20 protein-coding genes, 1 pseudogene and 1 riboswitch are annotated in these 17,425 nt (G+C 60.3%); of the genes and pseudogenes, 20 read left to right on the forward strand and 1 reads right to left on the reverse strand.

All coding sequences use genetic code 11. The features are described from left to right. The first annotated feature begins 9 nt into the window (after window positions 1–9). From ybeY to ACN0X0_RS08945, 20 genes and pseudogenes are all read left to right on the forward strand, one after another. The gene (gene ybeY / locus ACN0X0_RS08850) at window positions 10–492 is read left to right on the forward strand and encodes an rRNA maturation RNase YbeY (RefSeq protein ID WP_417278856.1); all 483 of its coding nucleotides are present in this window, start codon (window positions 10–12) and stop codon (window positions 490–492) included. 60 nt (window positions 493–552) lie between these two features. Then, on the forward strand, window positions 553–1,500 hold the full coding sequence (locus tag ACN0X0_RS08855; RefSeq protein ID WP_417278857.1) for a transporter associated domain-containing protein: 948 nt from the start codon (window positions 553–555) through the stop codon (window positions 1,498–1,500). Window positions 1,501–1,505: 5 nt separating this feature from the next. After that, window positions 1,506–3,020, forward strand: a complete 1,515-nt coding sequence (lnt, locus tag ACN0X0_RS08860; RefSeq protein ID WP_417278858.1) for an apolipoprotein N-acyltransferase — start codon at window positions 1,506–1,508, stop codon at window positions 3,018–3,020. Window positions 3,021–3,056: 36 nt separating this feature from the next. Further along, window positions 3,057–3,107: riboswitch (SAM-SAH riboswitch) on the forward strand. Between the two features lie 8 nt (window positions 3,108–3,115). Further along, window positions 3,116–4,297: a methionine adenosyltransferase gene (metK, locus tag ACN0X0_RS08865; protein ID WP_417278859.1), complete on the forward strand. Its 1,182-nt coding sequence runs from the start codon at window positions 3,116–3,118 to the stop codon at window positions 4,295–4,297. Between the two features lie 57 nt (window positions 4,298–4,354). Further along, the gene (queF, locus tag ACN0X0_RS08870) at window positions 4,355–4,819 is read left to right on the forward strand and encodes a preQ(1) synthase (protein ID WP_417278860.1); all 465 of its coding nucleotides are present in this window, start codon (window positions 4,355–4,357) and stop codon (window positions 4,817–4,819) included. A 21-nt stretch (window positions 4,820–4,840) separates the two neighbouring features. Next, complete coding sequence (locus ACN0X0_RS08875; protein ID WP_417263299.1) at window positions 4,841–5,287, forward strand: DMT family transporter; 447 nt, start codon at window positions 4,841–4,843, stop codon at window positions 5,285–5,287. An 87-nt stretch (window positions 5,288–5,374) separates the two neighbouring features. Then, window positions 5,375–6,148 carry a tRNA (guanine(46)-N(7))-methyltransferase TrmB gene (gene trmB, locus ACN0X0_RS08880; RefSeq protein WP_417278861.1) on the forward strand — a complete coding sequence of 258 codons (774 nt, stop codon included), beginning with the start codon at window positions 5,375–5,377 and terminating at the stop codon, window positions 6,146–6,148. Between the two features lie 99 nt (window positions 6,149–6,247). Next, window positions 6,248–7,597 (forward strand): 3-phosphoshikimate 1-carboxyvinyltransferase, encoded by a 1,350-nt coding sequence (aroA, locus tag ACN0X0_RS08885; protein ID WP_417278862.1) that lies wholly within the window; start codon window positions 6,248–6,250, stop codon window positions 7,595–7,597. A gap of 63 nt (window positions 7,598–7,660) precedes the next feature. Further along, a complete protein-coding gene (locus tag ACN0X0_RS08890; RefSeq protein WP_417278863.1) occupies window positions 7,661–8,269 on the forward strand; it encodes a (d)CMP kinase in 609 nt (202 codons plus the stop codon). Then, window positions 8,266–9,210 (forward strand): hypothetical protein, encoded by a 945-nt coding sequence (locus ACN0X0_RS08895; protein WP_417278864.1) that lies wholly within the window; start codon window positions 8,266–8,268, stop codon window positions 9,208–9,210. Before ACN0X0_RS08890 ends, ACN0X0_RS08895 begins: the two co-directional genes overlap by 4 nt. A gap of 136 nt (window positions 9,211–9,346) precedes the next feature. Further along, window positions 9,347–9,724: pseudogene (locus tag ACN0X0_RS08900) on the forward strand (nitroreductase family protein); the annotation flags it as partial. Between the two features lie 199 nt (window positions 9,725–9,923). Beyond that, window positions 9,924–10,433, forward strand: coding sequence for a BLUF domain-containing protein (locus tag ACN0X0_RS08905; protein WP_417263294.1), 510 nt, complete (start codon window positions 9,924–9,926; stop codon window positions 10,431–10,433). A 240-nt stretch (window positions 10,434–10,673) separates the two neighbouring features. Then, complete coding sequence (rpsA, locus tag ACN0X0_RS08910) at window positions 10,674–12,353, forward strand: 30S ribosomal protein S1 (protein WP_226552721.1); 1,680 nt, start codon at window positions 10,674–10,676, stop codon at window positions 12,351–12,353. Window positions 12,354–12,748: 395 nt separating this feature from the next. Then, entirely contained in the window at window positions 12,749–13,030 is a 282-nt protein-coding gene (gene ihfB, locus ACN0X0_RS08915) for an integration host factor subunit beta (RefSeq protein ID WP_167601791.1), read from the forward strand. 18 nt (window positions 13,031–13,048) lie between these two features. After that, on the forward strand, window positions 13,049–13,396 hold the full coding sequence (locus tag ACN0X0_RS08920) for a LapA family protein (protein WP_226552723.1): 348 nt from the start codon (window positions 13,049–13,051) through the stop codon (window positions 13,394–13,396). Between the two features lie 13 nt (window positions 13,397–13,409). Further along, on the forward strand, window positions 13,410–14,051 hold the full coding sequence (locus ACN0X0_RS08925; protein WP_417278865.1) for a phosphoribosylanthranilate isomerase: 642 nt from the start codon (window positions 13,410–13,412) through the stop codon (window positions 14,049–14,051). A 100-nt stretch (window positions 14,052–14,151) separates the two neighbouring features. Beyond that, window positions 14,152–15,402: a tryptophan synthase subunit beta gene (trpB, locus tag ACN0X0_RS08930; RefSeq protein WP_417278866.1), complete on the forward strand. Its 1,251-nt coding sequence runs from the start codon at window positions 14,152–14,154 to the stop codon at window positions 15,400–15,402. Between the two features lie 231 nt (window positions 15,403–15,633). After that, window positions 15,634–16,041 carry a hypothetical protein gene (locus ACN0X0_RS08935; protein ID WP_417278867.1) on the forward strand — a complete coding sequence of 136 codons (408 nt, stop codon included), beginning with the start codon at window positions 15,634–15,636 and terminating at the stop codon, window positions 16,039–16,041. A 91-nt stretch (window positions 16,042–16,132) separates the two neighbouring features. After that, window positions 16,133–16,516 carry a hypothetical protein gene (locus ACN0X0_RS08940; protein ID WP_417278868.1) on the forward strand — a complete coding sequence of 128 codons (384 nt, stop codon included), beginning with the start codon at window positions 16,133–16,135 and terminating at the stop codon, window positions 16,514–16,516. 12 nt (window positions 16,517–16,528) lie between these two features. Next, a complete protein-coding gene (locus ACN0X0_RS08945) occupies window positions 16,529–17,044 on the forward strand; it encodes a helix-turn-helix transcriptional regulator (RefSeq protein WP_417278869.1) in 516 nt (171 codons plus the stop codon). 4 nt (window positions 17,045–17,048) lie between these two features. Here the strand turns inward: ACN0X0_RS08945 and ACN0X0_RS08950 are convergent, their stop codons facing one another. Continuing rightward, on the reverse strand, window positions 17,049–17,423 hold the full coding sequence (locus ACN0X0_RS08950; RefSeq protein ID WP_417278870.1) for a DUF2237 family protein: 375 nt from the start codon (window positions 17,421–17,423) through the stop codon (window positions 17,049–17,051). Between the last annotated feature and the right edge of the window lie 2 nt (window positions 17,424–17,425).

A 17,425-nucleotide genomic window follows, 5' to 3' on the forward strand; every position in this document is an offset into this window, starting at 1 on the left:
GTAGGCCTCGTGGACGTGATCATAGAAGACCCGCGCTGGAATGAGGCCGGGCTGGAAGAGCTGACAGAGCGCGCATTTGCGGCGCTCTGTTCGCATCTGGGGCTTGCGCCTGAACTGTGCGAAGGCTCCGTTCTGGCCTGTGACGATGCCCGGATCAAAGTGCTGAACGCCGATTTTCGCGAAAAGGACAAAGCGACCAATGTGCTGTCCTGGCCCGCCGAGGAACGTGCGACGCCCGGCGAACGCCCCCCTTTGCCGGAGGAGGACTTCGACGGCAGCATCGAATTGGGTGACATCGCGATTTCCTACGACACCTGCGCGCGCGAGGCCCAAGAGGCCGACAAGCCGATGGCGGATCACGTCACGCATTTGATCGTTCATGGTCTGTTGCATTTGTTGGGTTATGATCACATATCCGACCAAGATGCCGAAATTATGGAAGGCACAGAGGTCGAAATACTTGCAACCTTGGGGTTGGACGACCCATATTAGGCGAACGGCCACGTTTGGGCCGGTTGATATTGAAAAAAGGACGTATGTTGGAAAGGGCACATGGGCGACACTGAGCCTGGGTCTTCTATGGCAGCGCAGAGCGCGCCAGCGGACCCCATAAGTAAAACGCAGAGCCACGCGAACGACACAAAGACCCCCACAGGCGTAAAATCCGCAGGTTGGTTCGATCGCATCAAGGCGGTGTTTTCCTCTAAACCCGTTAAAACCCCGACGATTGCCGACACACCGGCCCCTGCCGCACAGGTTCCGCCTGCGCAGCGTCCGGGCATGGTCAACCTGCGCCGTATGCGTGTGGATGATGTGGCCGTGCCAAAGGCCGAAATCGTCGCCGTTCCCTCCGACATTCGAAAAGAGGATCTGGTTCAGGTCTTCCGCGAAAGCGGCATGACCCGTCTGCCGGTCTACAAAGGCACGCTCGATACGCCCGTGGGCCTCGTGCATCTGAAAGACTTCGCGCTTCAGCACGGCTTTAACGGCAAGGGCGCGGAGCGTTTCAACCTCAAGAAAATGTTGCGCCCGCTGATCTTCGCGCCGCCCTCCATGCCCATCGGCATCCTGCTGCAAAAGATGCAGTCGGATCGGATGCATATGGCTCTGGTGATCGACGAATACGGCGGTGTGGACGGTTTGGTCACGCTCGAAGATCTGGTCGAACAGGTGATCGGCGAGATTGAGGACGAGCACGACATCGACGAGGATGTGTTCTGGACCCAGACCGCCCCCGGCGTGTTTATCGCTCAGGCCAAAGCCCCTCTGGACGAGTTCGAGGCCGCCATCGGCCTGCGTCTTGCTGATGAGGAAGAGGATGAGGAGATCGATACGCTGGGCGGTTTGGTCTTTTTGCTCTCGGGCCGCGTGCCCGCGCGTGGCGAGGTGATCCCGCATCCAACTGGGGCCGCGTTCGAGATCATCGACGCCGATCCGCGCCGGATCAAACGCATCCGCGTGCGTCTGCCCTCCGCCGTCAAACCCAAGACCGAGGCCTGAAACACATGGCACTTCGCCTGTCCCGCCTGCGGCGCGTGATCACACTGCCGCGGGCCTTTGCCGCAGGCGCAGGCCTGTTGATCGCCGCCGGACAGGCGCCCTTGGGCTTTTGGCCGGTGGCGCTCATCGGTCTCACCATGGCGGCGATCAGCTGGCAAAGGGCCCTCACCCCCAAAGAGGCCGCCCTGCGCGGCTGGCTTGTCGGGCTGGCCACCTTTCTGATCTCGCTCAGTTGGATCGTGAACCCCTTTCTGGTCGAGCCATGGCGGCACGGCTGGATGATCCCCTTCGCGCTGTTTTTCATGGCGGGCGGTCTGGCGCTGTTCTGGGCCTTGGCCTTCTTCTTGGCAAAAATACTCAAAACCGGCCTGCCGGGTCTGGCCGCCTTCTGGGGGCTGATGGAACTGGCGCGGGGTCATGTCTTTACCGGGTTCCCGTGGGCCATGCCCGGCTATATCTGGCTCGATACGCCGGTGGCGCAGCTCTCCGCCTTCATCGGCCCCTATGCGCTCACAGCAGCGAGTTTCGCCTATGCCGCGCTTTTGGCCCATGCGGTTCTTGCGCGGTCGCGCAGGGTGGCGGCGTTGGCGGTCGCCTGTTTTATTGCCACATGGGTCGGCGGGACCTACCGCCTGTCGCAACCGATGCCCCCGGACACCGCGCATAGCATTCGCGTGGTGCAACCTAACGCGCCGCAGCACCTCAAATGGGACCCGGAGTATATCCCCGTCTTCTACAATCGCGCGCTTGATCTGACCGCGCCGACCTCCGCCGAAGCCCCCGCCGACTTGGTGATCTGGCCTGAGACCTCCGTCGCCGCGCCGCTCTACGCCGCCGGTCCCTACCTGCGTGAGATTGCCGAGGTGGCCGCCCCCGCGCGCACCGTCGTCGGCCTCAACCGAGTCGATGGGATGCAGGGGTATAACAGCGCCATCCACCTCGATGAGGCGGGGCAGGTGATCGAAAGCTACGACAAACATCACCTCGTGCCGTTCGGGGAATATATGCCGCTGCCGTGGCTTTTGGAGCGCATCGGGCTGCGGGCCTTTACCGCGAAGAATGGCTATGGCTATTCCTCAGGTCCCGGCCCCCAGCTGTTCGATACGGGCGCCTTGGGGCAAGCTCTGCCGCTGATTTGCTACGAGGCGATCTTCCCGCGCGATTTGCGCAGCAAAACCCGCCCCGACTGGCTTTTGCAGATGACCAATGACGCGTGGTTCGGTAAATTTTCCGGGCCGCAACAAGCGCTTGCACAGGCGCGGTTCCGGGCGATCGAGACCGGATTGCCCATGGTGCGTGCCGCTAACACCGGCGTCTCCGCCCTGATCAATTCACGAGGAGAGGTTCTGGCGCAGATCCCTCTGGGCACCTCCGGCGCCTTCACGGCACCTCTGCCCGGAAAGCTCTCCGAGACCCCCTACATGCAGCTTAAAGAGGCGCCCGTTTGGGCTTTGTTAATTCTCCTTGTGATAGCAGGATGGGCAGGAACGCGGATGGGGCCCGGCAGAAAAACCGATTGACCCCCTCCCGCCAGCGGCATATCGCATGTTCATCAACGGCCCACACAACGGCTTCCTGACGTGTGGGCGACATAATCTAATGGAGCACGACCCCCATGTCCCGCCAAGACTACGTATTCACCTCGGAATCCGTTTCCGAAGGTCACCCCGACAAGGTGTGCGACCGCATTTCCGATGCCGTCCTCGACGCTTTGATTTCCGAAGAGCCCGAAGCGCGCGTCGCTTGCGAGACATTCGCCACCACAAACCGCGTCGTCATTGGCGGCGAGATCGGCCTGTCCGATCAGGACAAGCTGCGCGGCTACATGGACAAGGTCGACGGCATCGTGCGCGATTGTGTGCGCGACATCGGCTATGAGCAGGACAAGTTTCATTGGAAGACGCTGGAGGTGACCAACCTTCTGCACGAACAATCCGCCCATATCGCTCAGGGTGTTGACGCCGCGGACAACAAAGACGAGGGCGCCGGCGATCAGGGTATCATGTTCGGGTTCGCGACGAATGAGACCGAGGCGATGATGCCCGCCCCGATCCAATTCTCTCACGCGATTCTGCGCCGTCTGGCCGAGGTGCGCAAAAACGGCACGGAACCTGCGTTGGGCCCGGACGCCAAAGCGCAGCTTTCGGTGCGGTATAAAGGCGGCAAACCGGTCGAGGTGTCCTCGCTTGTTCTGTCGACCCAACACCTTGACGAAAGCCTGACCTCCGAGGACGTGCGCGCCATCGTGGCGCCCTATATCGAAGAGGTGCTGCCCGAGGGCTGGTTGACCGACAACACGATCTGGCACGTCAACCCGACTGGCAAATTCGTCATCGGCGGCCCTGATGGCGACGCGGGTCTCACGGGGCGTAAGATCATTGTCGACACCTATGGTGGCGCTGCGCCGCATGGTGGTGGGGCGTTTTCGGGCAAAGATCCGACCAAGGTGGACCGTTCGGCCGCCTATGCCGCGCGCTACTTGGCGAAAAACGTCGTGGCGGCGGGGCTGGCCGACAAGGCGACGATCCAGCTCAGCTACGCCATCGGTGTGGCCGCCCCCCTGTCGATCTATGCCGACCTGCACGGCACCGGTAAAGTCGATGAGGCATTGATCGAAGCGGCGATCCCGAAGGTGATGGACCTGACGCCGCGCGGCATCCGCACCCATTTGGCGCTGAACAAACCGATCTACCAACGCACCGCCGCCTACGGCCATTTCGGTCGCGCGCCCGAGGCCGACGGTGGGTTCAGCTGGGAACTTACCGATCTGGCAGAAGCGTTGAACAACGCGGTCTGATCGGCCATAGACAAAAGGGCGGGATTTCCCGCCCTTTTTTTGGAGTCAGAGAGAGTCATGGTTAAGACAGACACATCCAGCCTGACGCAACTCGGCGGCGCGACTGCTTTGCCGGCCTCCCCTGAGGAAGCGGTTCTTGAACGTGTGCCGCACACCCATGAGGGCGAACGCTACGTGGCGCGCTTCACGGCGCCCGAGTTCACCTCGCTCTGTCCGATGACCGGCCAGCCGGATTTCGGCCATCTGATGATCGACTACATTCCGGGAAAATGGTTGGTGGAGAGCAAGTCGCTCAAGCTGTTTCTTGGATCGTTCCGCAATCACGGCGCGTTTCACGAGGATTGTTCGGTCTATATCGGCAAACGCCTGACCGAATTCCTCGACCCCGTTTGGCTGCGCATCGGCGCCTATTGGTATCCGCGCGGCGGTATCCCGATTGACGTGTTCTGGGCCTCGGGGCCGGAGCCGAAAGATGTCTGGATCCCCGATCAGGGCGTGCCGCCCTATCGCGGGCGCGGCTAAGCTTCCGAACAGGAGACCAAGATGTCCGAGACCCTGCGCGACCCATTTGTGATGCTTTTGGCCGGGATCGGCATCCCGGTCTTTGCCGCGCTGAACGCGCAACTGGGCGCACGCCTGGGCTCGCCCGCTTTGGCGGCCTTGGTCTTCGCCGTCGTCGCTTTCAGTTCGATCTTTGTCTATCGCGCCATTCTTGGGCCGCCTGTTCCGGTCCGCGAGCTGTTGCACCAACCGGCGCATCTGTTTTTCGCGGGCGTGCTCTTTGCCTTCTACATCCTCTCGATCACTACGATCGCGCCGCGCTTCGGGGTGGGCAATGCGGTGTTCTTTGTGTTGTTGGGGCAAATTCTCTCCGCGGGCATTATCGACCACTTCGGCCTGTTCGGGGCCGCGCGGGCGCCGATTTCGGCGATGCGCGCCGCTGGCATGCTGACTATGGCGGCGGGGCTTTACATGATTCAGCGGGCCTGAGGACGGGTCCGGTCAGTCAGTATTGCTTTCCATTGCTTTCCAGTCCGTTTCTTGGCAAAAGCCCCGCCGTAACACGCGGGGTTTTCCATGTCTGACGATCAACAGCACCAATCGGGAGCCGAAGAAGGTGGTCACACCTCCGGTGCAGAGGAAAGTGGTCACACTTCCGGTGCTCCGTGGCGCAATTTCTATGGCCGTATTCACGGCAAGACGCTCAATCAGGCACAAAAGGATTACCTCGAAGAGGACCTGCCCAAACTTGCCCCGGGGCCGGTGACCTGGGAGGAAAACCCGGAGCGCGAAAAGCTCGACCTGAATGCGCGCTTCGGTGGCAAACCGGTTTGGCTTGAGGTCGGCTTTGGCGCCGGTGAGCATCTGATCCATATGGCGCAGAGCTATCCCGATGTGGCGATCATTGGCTGTGAACCCTATGTCAACGGTGTTGCTTCCTGTCTCGGGCATATCCGCCGCGTGGGCGGACTCGACAATGTAGCGATTCATGCGGGCGATGCGCGTGATCTGTTCGATGTGTTGCCCGATGAAAGTCTCGACAAAGCCTTTCTGAACTATCCCGATCCTTGGCCAAAAGCCCGTCACCACCGTCGCCGGTTCGTGACCGCAGAGCACCTTGAGCCGCTTTACCGGGCGCTGAAACCCGGTGCGGAATTCCGCGTGGCGACGGACATCCCGGACTATGTGCGCCAGACCATGGAAGAGGTGCCGCGCGCAGGGTTTGAATGGCTGGGCGAGAGCGCCGAGGATTGGCGCAAGCCGTGGTCGGATTGGTTCTCGACCCGCTATGAGAAAAAGGCGATCCGCGAAGGACGCACCCCGCATTACATGACCTTTCGTAAAAACTGACGGAAACATATGAGTATTTGGGCTGCAATGAAGACGGCCGATAGACCGGGGCGCGAGGCTGCGTTATCAGGTCATCTGAGAATGTGAGGAGAGCGACCCATGTCCAGCCATGCCACCCCGATCCCGATGTCATCGCGCAAGAACGGGCCTTTGAAAGGCACGGCGGCGGTGCCTGGAGACAAATCCATCTCGCACCGTGCGCTGATTTTCGGTGCCATGGCGGTGGGCGAGACCAAGATCACCGGGCTGTTGGAGGGCGAGGATGTGCTCGACACCGCCAAGGCGATGCAGGCCTTGGGCGCCGATGTCGTGCGCGAGGGTGCGGGAGAATGGACCGTGCATGGTGTGGGCGTCGGCGGGTTCATGGAGCCCGAAGACATCATTGATTGCGGCAACTCGGGCACGGGCGTGCGGCTGATCATGGGCTGCGTGGCGTGTTATGATTTCTGTACGACCTTTACGGGCGACGGCTCTTTGCGCAAACGGCCTATGGCGCGGGTGACCGATCCTTTGGCGCTGTTCGGGGCGCGGTCTGTCGGGCGCTCTGGCGGGCGTTTGCCACTGACTTTGGTGGGTGCTGCCGATCCGGTGCCGGTGGAATATGAGACGCCGGTGCCCTCTGCGCAGGTGAAATCCGCCGTGTTGCTCGCGGGGCTCAACGCGCCGGGCAAAACCGTGGTGATCGAGAAAGAGGCCACGCGCGACCACACCGAACGCATGCTCACGGGCTTTGGCGCGGAGGTGGTCACCGAGAAAACCCCCGAAGGCTACAACAAGATCACGCTCACAGGCCGTCCCGAATTGACCCCGCAAGAGGTCGCCGTGCCGCGCGATCCGTCTTCGGCGGCCTTTCCGGTCTGTGCCGCGTTGATCGTCGAAGGCTCGGCGATTTTGGTGCCGGGCGTGAGCCAGAACCTGACGCGCAACGGGCTTTATACCACGCTCGTTGAAATGGGCGCCGAGATCGCCTTTGAAAATGAACGCGAAGAGGGCGGCGAACCGGTGGCCGATCTGCGCGTAAAATATTCGCGCCTTAAAGGCATCGAAGTGCCGCCCGAACGCGCCGCCTCGATGATTGACGAATACCCGATCCTGTCGGTGGTTGCGGCCTATGCCGAGGGCACCACGGTGATGCGTGGCGTCAAGGAGTTGCGGGTCAAGGAATCGGATCGCATCGACGCCATGGCGCGCGGGCTTGAGGCCTGCGGGGTGACCATCGAAGAGGACGAGGACACTTTGATCGTGCATGGTCAGGGCCCGGACGGGGTGAAGGGCGGCGCGACCTGTGCGACCCATATCGACCACCGCATCGCGATGTCGTTTCTCGTGCTGGGCATGGCCTCGAAAGAACCGGTGACGGTGGATGACGGCAGCCCGATTGCCACGTCTTTCCCGGTTTTCGAGAAGCTGATGACAGACCTCGGCGCCTATGTGACGCGGAACAACTGAAGTGCGGAAATTGACACGCCCGCGCGGCTGAGTCAGAACTTGTCTCCCGAACTGGAGGTTCACATGAGTTTCTGCATCGCCATCGATGGTCCCGCCGCCGCCGGCAAAGGCACGATTTCCAAAGCCGTCGCCAAGCATTTCGGATTTGCCCATCTCGACACGGGGCTTTTGTACCGTGCGACAGGGGCGAAGACCTTTGAGGGGCTGACGCCGATTGAGGCGGCACAGTCCCTGACGGCGAAGGATCTGGAGCGCGATGATCTGCGCTCGGGCGACGCCGGACAGGCCGCATCGCGTGTGGCGGCTGTGCCCGAAGTGCGCGCCGCTTTGGTGGATTTTCAACAGGCGTTTGCCCGCCGCGAAGGCGGTGCCGTTTTGGACGGGCGCGACATCGGCACGGTGATTTGCCCGGATGCCGAGGTGAAGCTTTACGTCATCGCCTCCGACGAGGTGCGCGCGACACGGCGGCATAAGGAGTTGGTCGCGAAGGGCGAGGACATCACTTTGGAGGCGGTGTTGGAAGACCTGCGCGAGCGCGACGAGCGCGACGCGGCGCGGGCTTCGGCGCCTTTGAAACCCGCCGACGATGCCACCGTGATCGACACGACCGAGATGAGCATCGATGAGGCGGTGGCCCAGGTGATCGCCCTGATCGAGGCCCGCCGCGGATGACGGCCAAGCTCGTCCTCCATCTGCCCGATCACGAGAGGGCGGCCTTGGAGGCGGGCAAGATGGCGTCGCTTTATCCACGTCTCAAACGCATGATCGAACAGCGCGGCGGCACGGTCGAGATCGCCCCGCGCTTTCCTCCGACGGCGCCGGACGGCAACCTGCATGTCGTTGATAATGCGCGCAAACCCCGCCCGGATGTGCTGATTTCTGCGCTGGCCTATCTCGAGGGCTGCTGGCATCTGGACCCCAAAGGTGTGCTGGCCGACAGTTCTATCGCTGCGCGTGGTTTCGATCCGGAGACGGTCGATTCGATGGAGGCGGAAGCTTATGTGAGCGCGCTCAGGGCCCGGTTTTCCGACCAGCGCAACTCGCGCTATCACCAAAAGAAAGTCGTCGAGGAGATCGCCCCTGAAGCCATCGTGGTCTTTCTGCAAGGCCCGCCGCCCTATCGTCGCGGGCATGCCTATATGGGGCTCGACGAGATGCTGCGCACGGTGCTGGAAGGCGCGGGGCGACGTCCCGTCTACATCAAACCACATCCGATCCGCAAAGACGAAGGTGTGCAGGTGATTAAGAGCCTGAAAGAGCAGGGCTATAAACCGATCAAGACCAACGCCAATGTGCATGACCTGTTGCGCCAGGCGGCGGTGACGGTCTCGGCCAATTCGGCGGCCTCTCTCGAAGGCTTCTTGCACGGCACGCCGACGCTTTTGTTTGCGCGCGCCGATTTCGATCAGGTGGCGGGGATCGTGCGCAAGCCCGAGGACTTCGCCCCAGCGCTGGAACAAGCTTTGGCGGGCAGGCGCGACTATACGAAATTTCTCTACTGGTATTTCTCGCAATGCCTTTGGCTGGACGATCCGGAGTTCGAGGCGCAGGTCATGCGTCGTTTTGCCGAGATCGGATTTGATGCCGACCGGCTTGGGTTGTCGCATTTTTGATCATAGACCCAGATCGTTTCTGCGCAGTAGCATTTGCATCGCGGCTAAACGGGGCGTTTTTATCATTTAAAAACAAGATTCTGCGGAAAGGGTGCAGCGGGCTGTGCGTTCCGGGAGGTTGGTCCGACGCAGCGCAGAGGCGCGGATCGATGCGGTCGTGGCCCGGCATGCGGTCGAGCGTCCGGGCAGCGAAGCCGCACTCGACACCTATTACGGCAATCTCAAGGCGTCCTACCTGCCGCGCCCGGATGATGTGAATTTCGATCACGCCGCGCGCCAGACCTATATTGCACTGGGCTTTGCGCTTGCTGCTGCCGCCGAGCTTGAGGTCGATAGCACGCCGATGGAGGGCTTCGATAACGCGAAATTCGATGACATTCTCGGGCTGAATGACAAGGGCCTCAAATCGGTCGTGGCGCTTGCGCTTGGCACGCGACAGGCCGAGAGTGATTGGCTTTTGCCGCTTAAAAAGGTCCGCACGCCAGCCTATGATCTGGTCACGGATTTGAATTGAGCAGAAAGTTGATCCTCTGAGGGGCTCAGTTGTGCAAAAATATATGTGACTTTGATGGAGGTGGTCGAAATTTTGCGGCCACCTTTTCTTTTTTGAACAGTGCTGTGCGAATTTATCTTGCCTGTTCCTTTGCGCCGGGGCAATTTCGCGCGACTGCACTGGATGTGCAGTTGGACCTTTTGCGCGAGGAGGACCCGATATGGAGCGCCGCGTAACCCCTTATGTACAAGTTCTGTATCGTTCTGTTGCCCGCCATGAAGATTTTCATCCGTCGGATCTCGATATCCTGCGGACCGCCATCAAATTCAATGCCGATCATGGTGTGACCGGCATCCTGCTGCGCATCGACGAGCAATTTTTTCAGGCGCTGCACGGTCCGGCGCAGAATATCGACGCGCTCATGACCCGCATCGCGGCGGACGACCGGCATCAGCATGTGGACATCCTGCTGCATGAAGAGGCCATGGACACCTCGCCCTTCAAAGATTGGTCGATGTCCTATGACTCGCTCCTCGGTTTCGAACAGGAGCTCGGGCTTCAGGAGGACGACACCTATCCGGCGATTTCCCCCGATCGCGCCCGCGAGTTGATCGCGCTCTTCGCCAAAACCGCCACCAGCGTCGCCACTTACGGCTCCGCCTTTCCCTACGCGCGGCTGTCGGGCGAAAACGACATGGCCTATCTGGAGCGGCTCGACGGGTTGGTGTGAGGCGGGGTAAAAGCGATTTTCCTTGCTTTTCACGGGATTCGCGCCTATACGCGCGCTAGTCTATGAGGCCATCAGACGTCATCAAGACACTCCGGGCAGGGTCGAAGAACAGCTTCGGCCCTGATTTGTGTTTTTCCCGCAGTGCCTACTGAGCGTTGGTTTATAGGCAATCTGAAATCAAGACCGGTGGAGACAACCGCCCGGCCCGCATAAACGTATGAAAAGGAATCTAGAGACCACATGGCTCAGAACGTATCTATGGAGGATTTCGAAGCCCTCCTGAATGAAAGCTTCGAAATTGACACCCCGGCCGAGGGCTCGGTTGTCAAAGGCAAAGTGATCGCGATTGAAGCAGGTCAGGCCATCATCGACGTCGGCTACAAAATGGAAGGCCGCGTTGATCTGAAAGAATTCTCCAACCCGGGCGAAGCACCCTCCGTGGCCGTTGGCGACGAAGTCGAAGTGTTCCTCGACCGCGTTGAAAACGCCCGTGGCGAAGCCGTCATCTCCCGCGACAAAGCCCGTCGCGAAGAAGCCTGGGATCGTCTCGAAAAAGCCTACGCTTCCGAAGAGCGCGTCGAAGGCGCCATCTTTGGCCGCGTCAAAGGCGGTTTCACCGTCGATCTGGGCGGCGCAGTTGCCTTCCTTCCGGGCTCGCAAGTCGACGTCCGTCCGGTGCGCGACGCTGGCCCGCTCATGGGTCTCAAGCAGCCGTTCCAAATCCTCAAGATGGACCGTCGTCGTGGCAACATCGTTGTCTCCCGTCGTGCGATCCTCGAAGAGTCCCGTGCAGAACAGCGCGCTGAAGTCATCGGCAACCTCACCGAAGGTCAGACCGTTGACGGTGTCGTCAAGAACATCACCGAATACGGTGCCTTTGTGGACCTCGGCGGTGTCGACGGCCTGCTGCACGTCACCGACATGGCATGGCGCCGTGTGAACCACCCGTCCGAGATCCTCTCCATCGGCGAGACGATCAAGGTGCAGGTGATCAAGATCAACAAAGACACCCATCGTATCTCCCTCGGCATGAAACAGCTGCAGGACGATCCGTGGGATTCCGTTGAAGCCAAATACCCGCTCGAATCCGTGCACACCGGCCGCGTGACCAACATCACCGACTACGGCGCATTCGTTGAGCTGGAAGCTGGCGTTGAAGGTCTGGTTCACGTCTCCGAGATGTCCTGGACCAAGAAAAACGTCCACCCGGGCAAAATCGTCTCCACCTCGCAAGAAGTGGAAGTCATGGTGCTCGAGATCGACCCGTCCAAGCGTCGCGTGTCCCTCGGCCTCAAACAAACCATGCGCAACCCGTGGGAGCTCTTTGCCGAGACTCACCCGGAAGGCACCGTGGTCGAAGGCGAAGTCAAGAACATCACCGAATTCGGTCTGTTCGTGGGTCTGCCGGGCGACATCGACGGCATGGTTCACCTCTCCGACCTGTCTTGGGAAGAGCGTGGCGAGGATGCCATCCAGAACTACCACAAGAACGACATGGTCAAAGCCGTCGTCACCGAAGTGGACGTGGAAAAAGAGCGTATCTCTCTCTCCATCAAAGCACTCGACGACAGCTTCTCCGGTGCGGTTGAGGGCGTGAAACGCGGCTCCATCGTGACCGTGACCGTGACCGCCATCGAAGACGGCGGCATCGAAGTGGAATATGAAGGCGCGAAATCCTTCATCCGCCGCTCCGACCTGTCCCGTGACCGTGCGGAACAGCGCCCCGAGCGCTTCCAGATCGGCGACCACATCGATGTGCGCGTGACCAACGTGGATCAGAAAACCCGTCGTTTGGGCCTGTCCATCAAGGCACGTGAGATTGCGGAAGAGAAAGAAGCCGTCGAACAGTACGGTTCCTCCGACTCCGGCGCGTCCCTGGGCGATATCCTCGGCGCGGCTCTGAAGTCCGGCGACGAGTAATCTCCTACGAGAGAATGACGGAAAGGCCCCGCTTTTGCGGGGCCTTTTTCATGCGATCTCTTTGGTGTGATAAAAAACGTTTTCGTCTGAATTTTGCAGTGAAACAGAGCGGAAAAGGGGTTTGCCATGGCGCATAGGCCCGAATCGCTTTGGCTCTTGCCGCGTTGCGGCAAATCGGATGGTGCGGGGAAAAGCCCGGATTCGCATCGGCAAGTTGGATTTTTAGGCTAAAACTCAGCACATTAGGGCAAAAAAACCTTGCTCAGTCCCCTACGAGACGCTTCCCCGGATCGTGATCCCATCCTATAGTCAGTCTATGAAAAACACATGTGGACGACGATGTCGCTGCATGAGATGAGAACGCAAAAAGCGCCTGATATGTAGGGGGGACTTTCATGATCCGGTCCGAGCTGATCCAGAAGATCGCCGACGAGAACCCGCATCTTTATCAACGAGATGTGGAGCGTATCGTAAATACGATTTTCGAGGAAATCATCGAAGCGATGGCGCGTGGCGACCGGGTGGAGCTGCGCGGTTTTGGCGCGTTTTCCGTCAAGAAGCGCGATGCCAGAATGGGGCGCAACCCGCGCACCGGGGAGAGCGTGCCTGTTGAGGAAAAACATGTGCCGTTCTTCAAAACCGGTAAGCTGCTGCGCGACCGTTTGAACGACGAATAAGACGATAGAGGCCTCCCCATGCGATACATCCGTTACGCTTTTCTCGCGGCGCTTGCCGTGGTGTTGGTGACCGTTGCCATCGCGAACCGGGGCACGGTGACCCTCAATCTTTTGCCTGCGGATCTGGCGGTGCTGAGCGGCGTGTCGATGTCGATCAGCCTGCCGCTCTTCGTGGTGATCTTTGGCGCCATCGTGGCGGGGCTTTTGATCGGCTTTGTCTGGGAGTGGATGCGCGAGTACAAACACCGCTCCGCCGCCTCGACGCACAAGCGCGAGAAAGAACAGCTGGCCCGCGAAGTGAGCAAGCTGAAAACCGACAAGGCGAAGAAAGAGGGCGATGAAGTTTTGGCCCTCTTGGAACGCTAAGCCCGAAAAGACCATGGACACACGCGTAAAAATCTGCGGGCTGAAAACGCCCGAGGCGGTCGCCGCTGCCGTGGACGCAGGCGCGCAGTACTTGGGCTTTGTCTTCTTTCCGAAGTCCCCGCGTCATGTCGAGGTCGCCACCGCGCGCGATCTGGCGATGGAGGTGCCTGTGGGTGTCGCGAAGGTGGCGCTTGTGGTAAACCCGACGGATGCGGAACTCGACCGCATCACCTCAGAGGTGCCGCTCGATATGTTGCAGCTTCATGGCTCGGAAAGCCTCGAACGTGTCGCGGAAGTGCGCGCGCGCTACGGTTTGCCGGTGATGAAGGCGGTGGGCGTGGCAACCGCCGAAGACGTGCCCGCGCTCGACGCCTATGGCATGGTCTGCGACCAGCTTTTGGTCGATGCCAAAGCTCCGAAAGGCGCGGACTTGCCGGGGGGCAATGGTCTGGCTTTCGACTGGCGGCTGATTTCCAAGCGCGCCTGGAACCGGCCCTGGATGCTGGCGGGCGGGCTGACGCCGGAGAATGTCGTCTTGGCGATCCAGATGACGGGTGCAAAGCAGGTGGATGTCTCCTCCGGCGTGGAAAGCGCGCCGGGGGTCAAGGATGCGGCGAAAATCCGTGCCTTTGTCGAGGCAATCCGCGCTGCCTGACGGGCAATCCATGAGTATTTTTGCAGCAAAGGAAACGGGCGCGCTTTACCGTGCCGGGCCTCTGCGCTACATCCTGTGAGATCCGCAAAGGAGCATCGCGATGAACGATCTTTTCAACAGCTTCATGAGTGGCCCGGACGAGAAGGGCCGCTTTGGTATCTACGGCGGGCGGTTCGTGTCGGAGACACTGATGCCGCTGATCCTCTCCTTGGAAGAGGAATACAACAAGGCCAAGGACGATCCGTCGTTCTGGGAAGAGATGCGCGATCTCTGGAAACATTACGTGGGCCGTCCTTCGCCGCTTTATTTTGCGGAGAAGATGACCGACGAGCTGGGCGGCGCAAAGATTTATCTCAAGCGCGAAGAGCTCAATCACACCGGTGCGCATAAGATCAACAACGTGCTGGGGCAGATCCTGCTTGCGCGCCGCATGGGCAAGACCCGCATTATTGCCGAAACCGGCGCGGGTCAGCATGGCGTGGCGACGGCGACGGTTTGCGCCAAATTCGGTCTGGAGTGCATCGTCTACATGGGTGCCACCGATGTGGAGCGGCAAAAGCCGAACGTCTTCCGCATGCAGCTTTTGGGCGCCAAGGTTGTGCCGGTGGAGTCCGGTCGTGGCACGCTCAAGGACGCGATGAACGACGCGCTGCGCGATTGGGTGACCAATGTGCGCGACACGTTTTATTGCATCGGCACGGTGGCGGGGCCGCATCCTTACCCGGCGATGGTGCGCGATTATCAGGCCATCATCGGTCAGGAAACCCGTTGGCAGCTGGCCGAGCAGGAGGGCGAAGGTCGCCTTCCAGATACCCTCGTGGCGGCTGTGGGTGGCGGCTCGAACGCCATGGGCCTGTTCCACCCGTTCCTTGACGACGAGAGCGTGAACATCATCGGCGTCGAGGCCGGTGGTCATGGTGTTGATGACCGGATGGAGCATTGTGCCTCTTTGACGGGCGGTCGTCCGGGCGTGTTGCACGGCAACCGCACCTATCTGTTGCAGGATGAGGATGGGCAAATCCTCGAAGGCCATTCGATCTCTGCAGGTCTGGATTACCCGGGGATCGGGCCGGAGCACAGCTGGCTTCATGACACCAAACGCGCGACTTACGTGTCGATCACGGATAAGGAAGCGCTTGAGGCTTTCCAATTCTGTTGCCGCACGGAGGGCATCATCCCGGCGCTCGAATCGAGCCATGCGGTGGCACATGTGATGAAAATCGCGGGCGATCTGCCGAAGGACCACATCATCGTCATCAACCTTTCGGGGCGGGGTGACAAGGACATCTTCACCGTGGCGCGTCACCTGGGCGCGGACCTTGCGGGCGAAGAAGGTCGCGATATGGAGTGATTGCACTCCGAAATTCTCTAGCAAAAGCCGTCCCTTGGGGCGGCTTTTCTTTTGCGAGGCGGCTTTAAACCAAAGTTTATGACTGAATACCAAAGGTTTAGAGACAGGCCCGTAAACTCGGATAAACCTCATGCCAATGGGCGCGCCGCCGATTTTCGACCACATCTCAGGGCGAGGTCATGATGACCCACGTTGAACGATTTGTTTGAAAACGGATGAAAGGATAGTCCAATGCACAAGGTTCTTATGATGTCGGCGCTCGTTTGCGGTCTGGGGGGGACGGCTGTTTCGGCACAGCCGACGACGGAAGAAATCGTCGCCAAATACCCGGGCGCGACGCGGATCGAGATCGAGCGTGGTTTCCGCTACACTGAGGTCGAGGTCTATATCGACGGCAAAGAGATCGATCTGCGGCTCGACAATGCGACGGGCGAAGTGCTGCGGGAGCGCGAGCGTGTGCTGAGCGAACGCGAATGGCGCGATGAGGCCTATGACGATGATCGGTCGCGCAATGTGGACGGTGTCGAGGTCGAGGAGGAAGATGACCGCTATGACGACGATGATCGTGATGACGACCGGGACGATGATCGTGATGATCGCGACGACGATGATCATGATGACGATCACGACGGCGATTGATCCGGCTCTCTGATGAGAGAACCGCGCATCTGCCCCTTGGAGGGGCTGGGCGCAATCTTGTAAAGTGGGAGGCAGGACAGGAAAGGACATCATGCACCGCAGGCTTTTCATAACCGGACTAGGCTGTGCCATATTGACCGGCATGCCCGCGCTTGCGCAAACCGCGAGCGTGGCCGATCAGGTCATCGCTCAGCTCAAAGCGCAGGGCTACACTCAGATCACCATGGGCCGGACCTTTTTGGGCCGCACACGCATCGTGGCGCAAAATGACGACATGCGCCGTGAAATCATCATCAACCCGGCAACAGGCGAGGTGTTGCGCGATTACTGGGAGGTCGAGGACGATGATCATGGCGACGATGATCGCGACCGGTCTGACCGTGATCGCGGTGATCGGGATGATGATGAGGAGAACGCAGACGAAGACGATGATCGTGACGGGCGCGATGACGATGATGACGACGACGATGATTAAGGTGCCGCGCCCGTGAAAGACAGTGTCGTCCTTGCCATCATTCTTGCGGTGCAGTCGTTCGGCGCCATTTTTTTCGTCTTCGACATTGTGGCCTCGGTGCTGGGCCTGCGCGCGCGTCCGATTTCCTGGCAAATACGTGAGGTGATCGAATTGGGGGCGGCTCTTGGCCTGATCCTCGGCGTGATCATGGGCGGGCTGGCGCTGAGGCGCTCGATGATCCGGCGCAGCATGGCCGAAAGCAAATTGCGCCGCGCCGCCTCAGCCTTTGCCGATGTGCTCGAAGATCGCTTTGCCACCTGGGGTCTGACGCCCGCCGAGCGCGAGGTGGCGCTTTTCCTGATCAAAGGCTTTCCCATCGCGGAGATCGCCCGGCTGCGGCAGACCTCCGAAGGCACCGTCAAGGCGCAGACCAACGCGGTCTACCGCAAAGCGGGCGTGGGCGGCTCATCGCAGCTTTTGAGCCTGTTCATTGATGATCTGATGGACGATCAGATCATGCCGGTCGAGGCGAGCGAGCGCGTGGCCTGAGCGTTTACAGATCGACCGCGTGCCGTCGCAAAATGTCCAAAGGCACGATTTCCAAGGCACGCAAATGCGTGGCGGCCAGTGTCACCTGCGGCGCACAGCCTTCGTCATGGGCTTGCAGGAACCGCCCGGCACAGAGACACCACTGATCCCCCGGTTTCAGACCGGCAAAGCCATACTCCGGGCGCGGGGTCGACAGGTCGTTGCCGACATATTTCGAATAGGCCAGAAACTCCTCCGTCATCACGGCGCAGACCGTGTGGCTGCCATGATCCTCGGCGCAGGTGTTGCAGGCGCCATCGCGGAAAAATCCAGTCACAGGATCGGTAGAGCAGGGGGCGAGCGTGCCGCCCAGAACATTGAGGGAAGGGGCTTTGTTCATGT

Origin of the sequence: Celeribacter sp., assembly GCF_048270365.1 — a bacterium.
Taxonomy (GTDB): Bacteria; Pseudomonadota; Alphaproteobacteria; order Rhodobacterales; family Rhodobacteraceae; genus Celeribacter.

Bases quoted from the DNA above. Each gene is read 5' to 3' on its own strand.
- ACN0X0_RS08855 (WP_417278857.1), top strand. From the start codon at position 553: ATGGGCGACACTGAGCCTGGGTCTTCTATGGCAGCGCAGAGCGCGCCA.
- lnt (WP_417278858.1), top strand. From the start codon at position 1,506: ATGGCACTTCGCCTGTCCCGCCTGCGGCGCGTGATCACACTGCCGCGG.
- metK (WP_417278859.1), top strand. From the start codon at position 3,116: ATGTCCCGCCAAGACTACGTATTCACCTCGGAATCCGTTTCCGAAGGT.
- queF (WP_417278860.1), top strand. From the start codon at position 4,355: ATGGTTAAGACAGACACATCCAGCCTGACGCAACTCGGCGGCGCGACT.
- ACN0X0_RS08875 (WP_417263299.1), top strand. From the start codon at position 4,841: ATGTCCGAGACCCTGCGCGACCCATTTGTGATGCTTTTGGCCGGGATC.
- trmB (WP_417278861.1), top strand. From the start codon at position 5,375: ATGTCTGACGATCAACAGCACCAATCGGGAGCCGAAGAAGGTGGTCAC.
- aroA (WP_417278862.1), top strand. From the start codon at position 6,248: ATGTCCAGCCATGCCACCCCGATCCCGATGTCATCGCGCAAGAACGGG.
- ACN0X0_RS08890 (WP_417278863.1), top strand. From the start codon at position 7,661: ATGAGTTTCTGCATCGCCATCGATGGTCCCGCCGCCGCCGGCAAAGGC.
- ACN0X0_RS08895 (WP_417278864.1), top strand. From the start codon at position 8,266: ATGACGGCCAAGCTCGTCCTCCATCTGCCCGATCACGAGAGGGCGGCC.
- ACN0X0_RS08905 (WP_417263294.1), top strand. From the start codon at position 9,924: ATGGAGCGCCGCGTAACCCCTTATGTACAAGTTCTGTATCGTTCTGTT.
- rpsA (WP_226552721.1), top strand. From the start codon at position 10,674: ATGGCTCAGAACGTATCTATGGAGGATTTCGAAGCCCTCCTGAATGAA.
- ihfB (WP_167601791.1), top strand. From the start codon at position 12,749: ATGATCCGGTCCGAGCTGATCCAGAAGATCGCCGACGAGAACCCGCAT.
- ACN0X0_RS08920 (WP_226552723.1), top strand. From the start codon at position 13,049: ATGCGATACATCCGTTACGCTTTTCTCGCGGCGCTTGCCGTGGTGTTG.
- ACN0X0_RS08925 (WP_417278865.1), top strand. From the start codon at position 13,410: ATGGACACACGCGTAAAAATCTGCGGGCTGAAAACGCCCGAGGCGGTC.
- trpB (WP_417278866.1), top strand. From the start codon at position 14,152: ATGAACGATCTTTTCAACAGCTTCATGAGTGGCCCGGACGAGAAGGGC.
- ACN0X0_RS08935 (WP_417278867.1), top strand. From the start codon at position 15,634: ATGCACAAGGTTCTTATGATGTCGGCGCTCGTTTGCGGTCTGGGGGGG.
- ACN0X0_RS08940 (WP_417278868.1), top strand. From the start codon at position 16,133: ATGCACCGCAGGCTTTTCATAACCGGACTAGGCTGTGCCATATTGACC.
- ACN0X0_RS08950 (WP_417278870.1), bottom strand. From the start codon at position 17,423: ATGAACAAAGCCCCTTCCCTCAATGTTCTGGGCGGCACGCTCGCCCCC.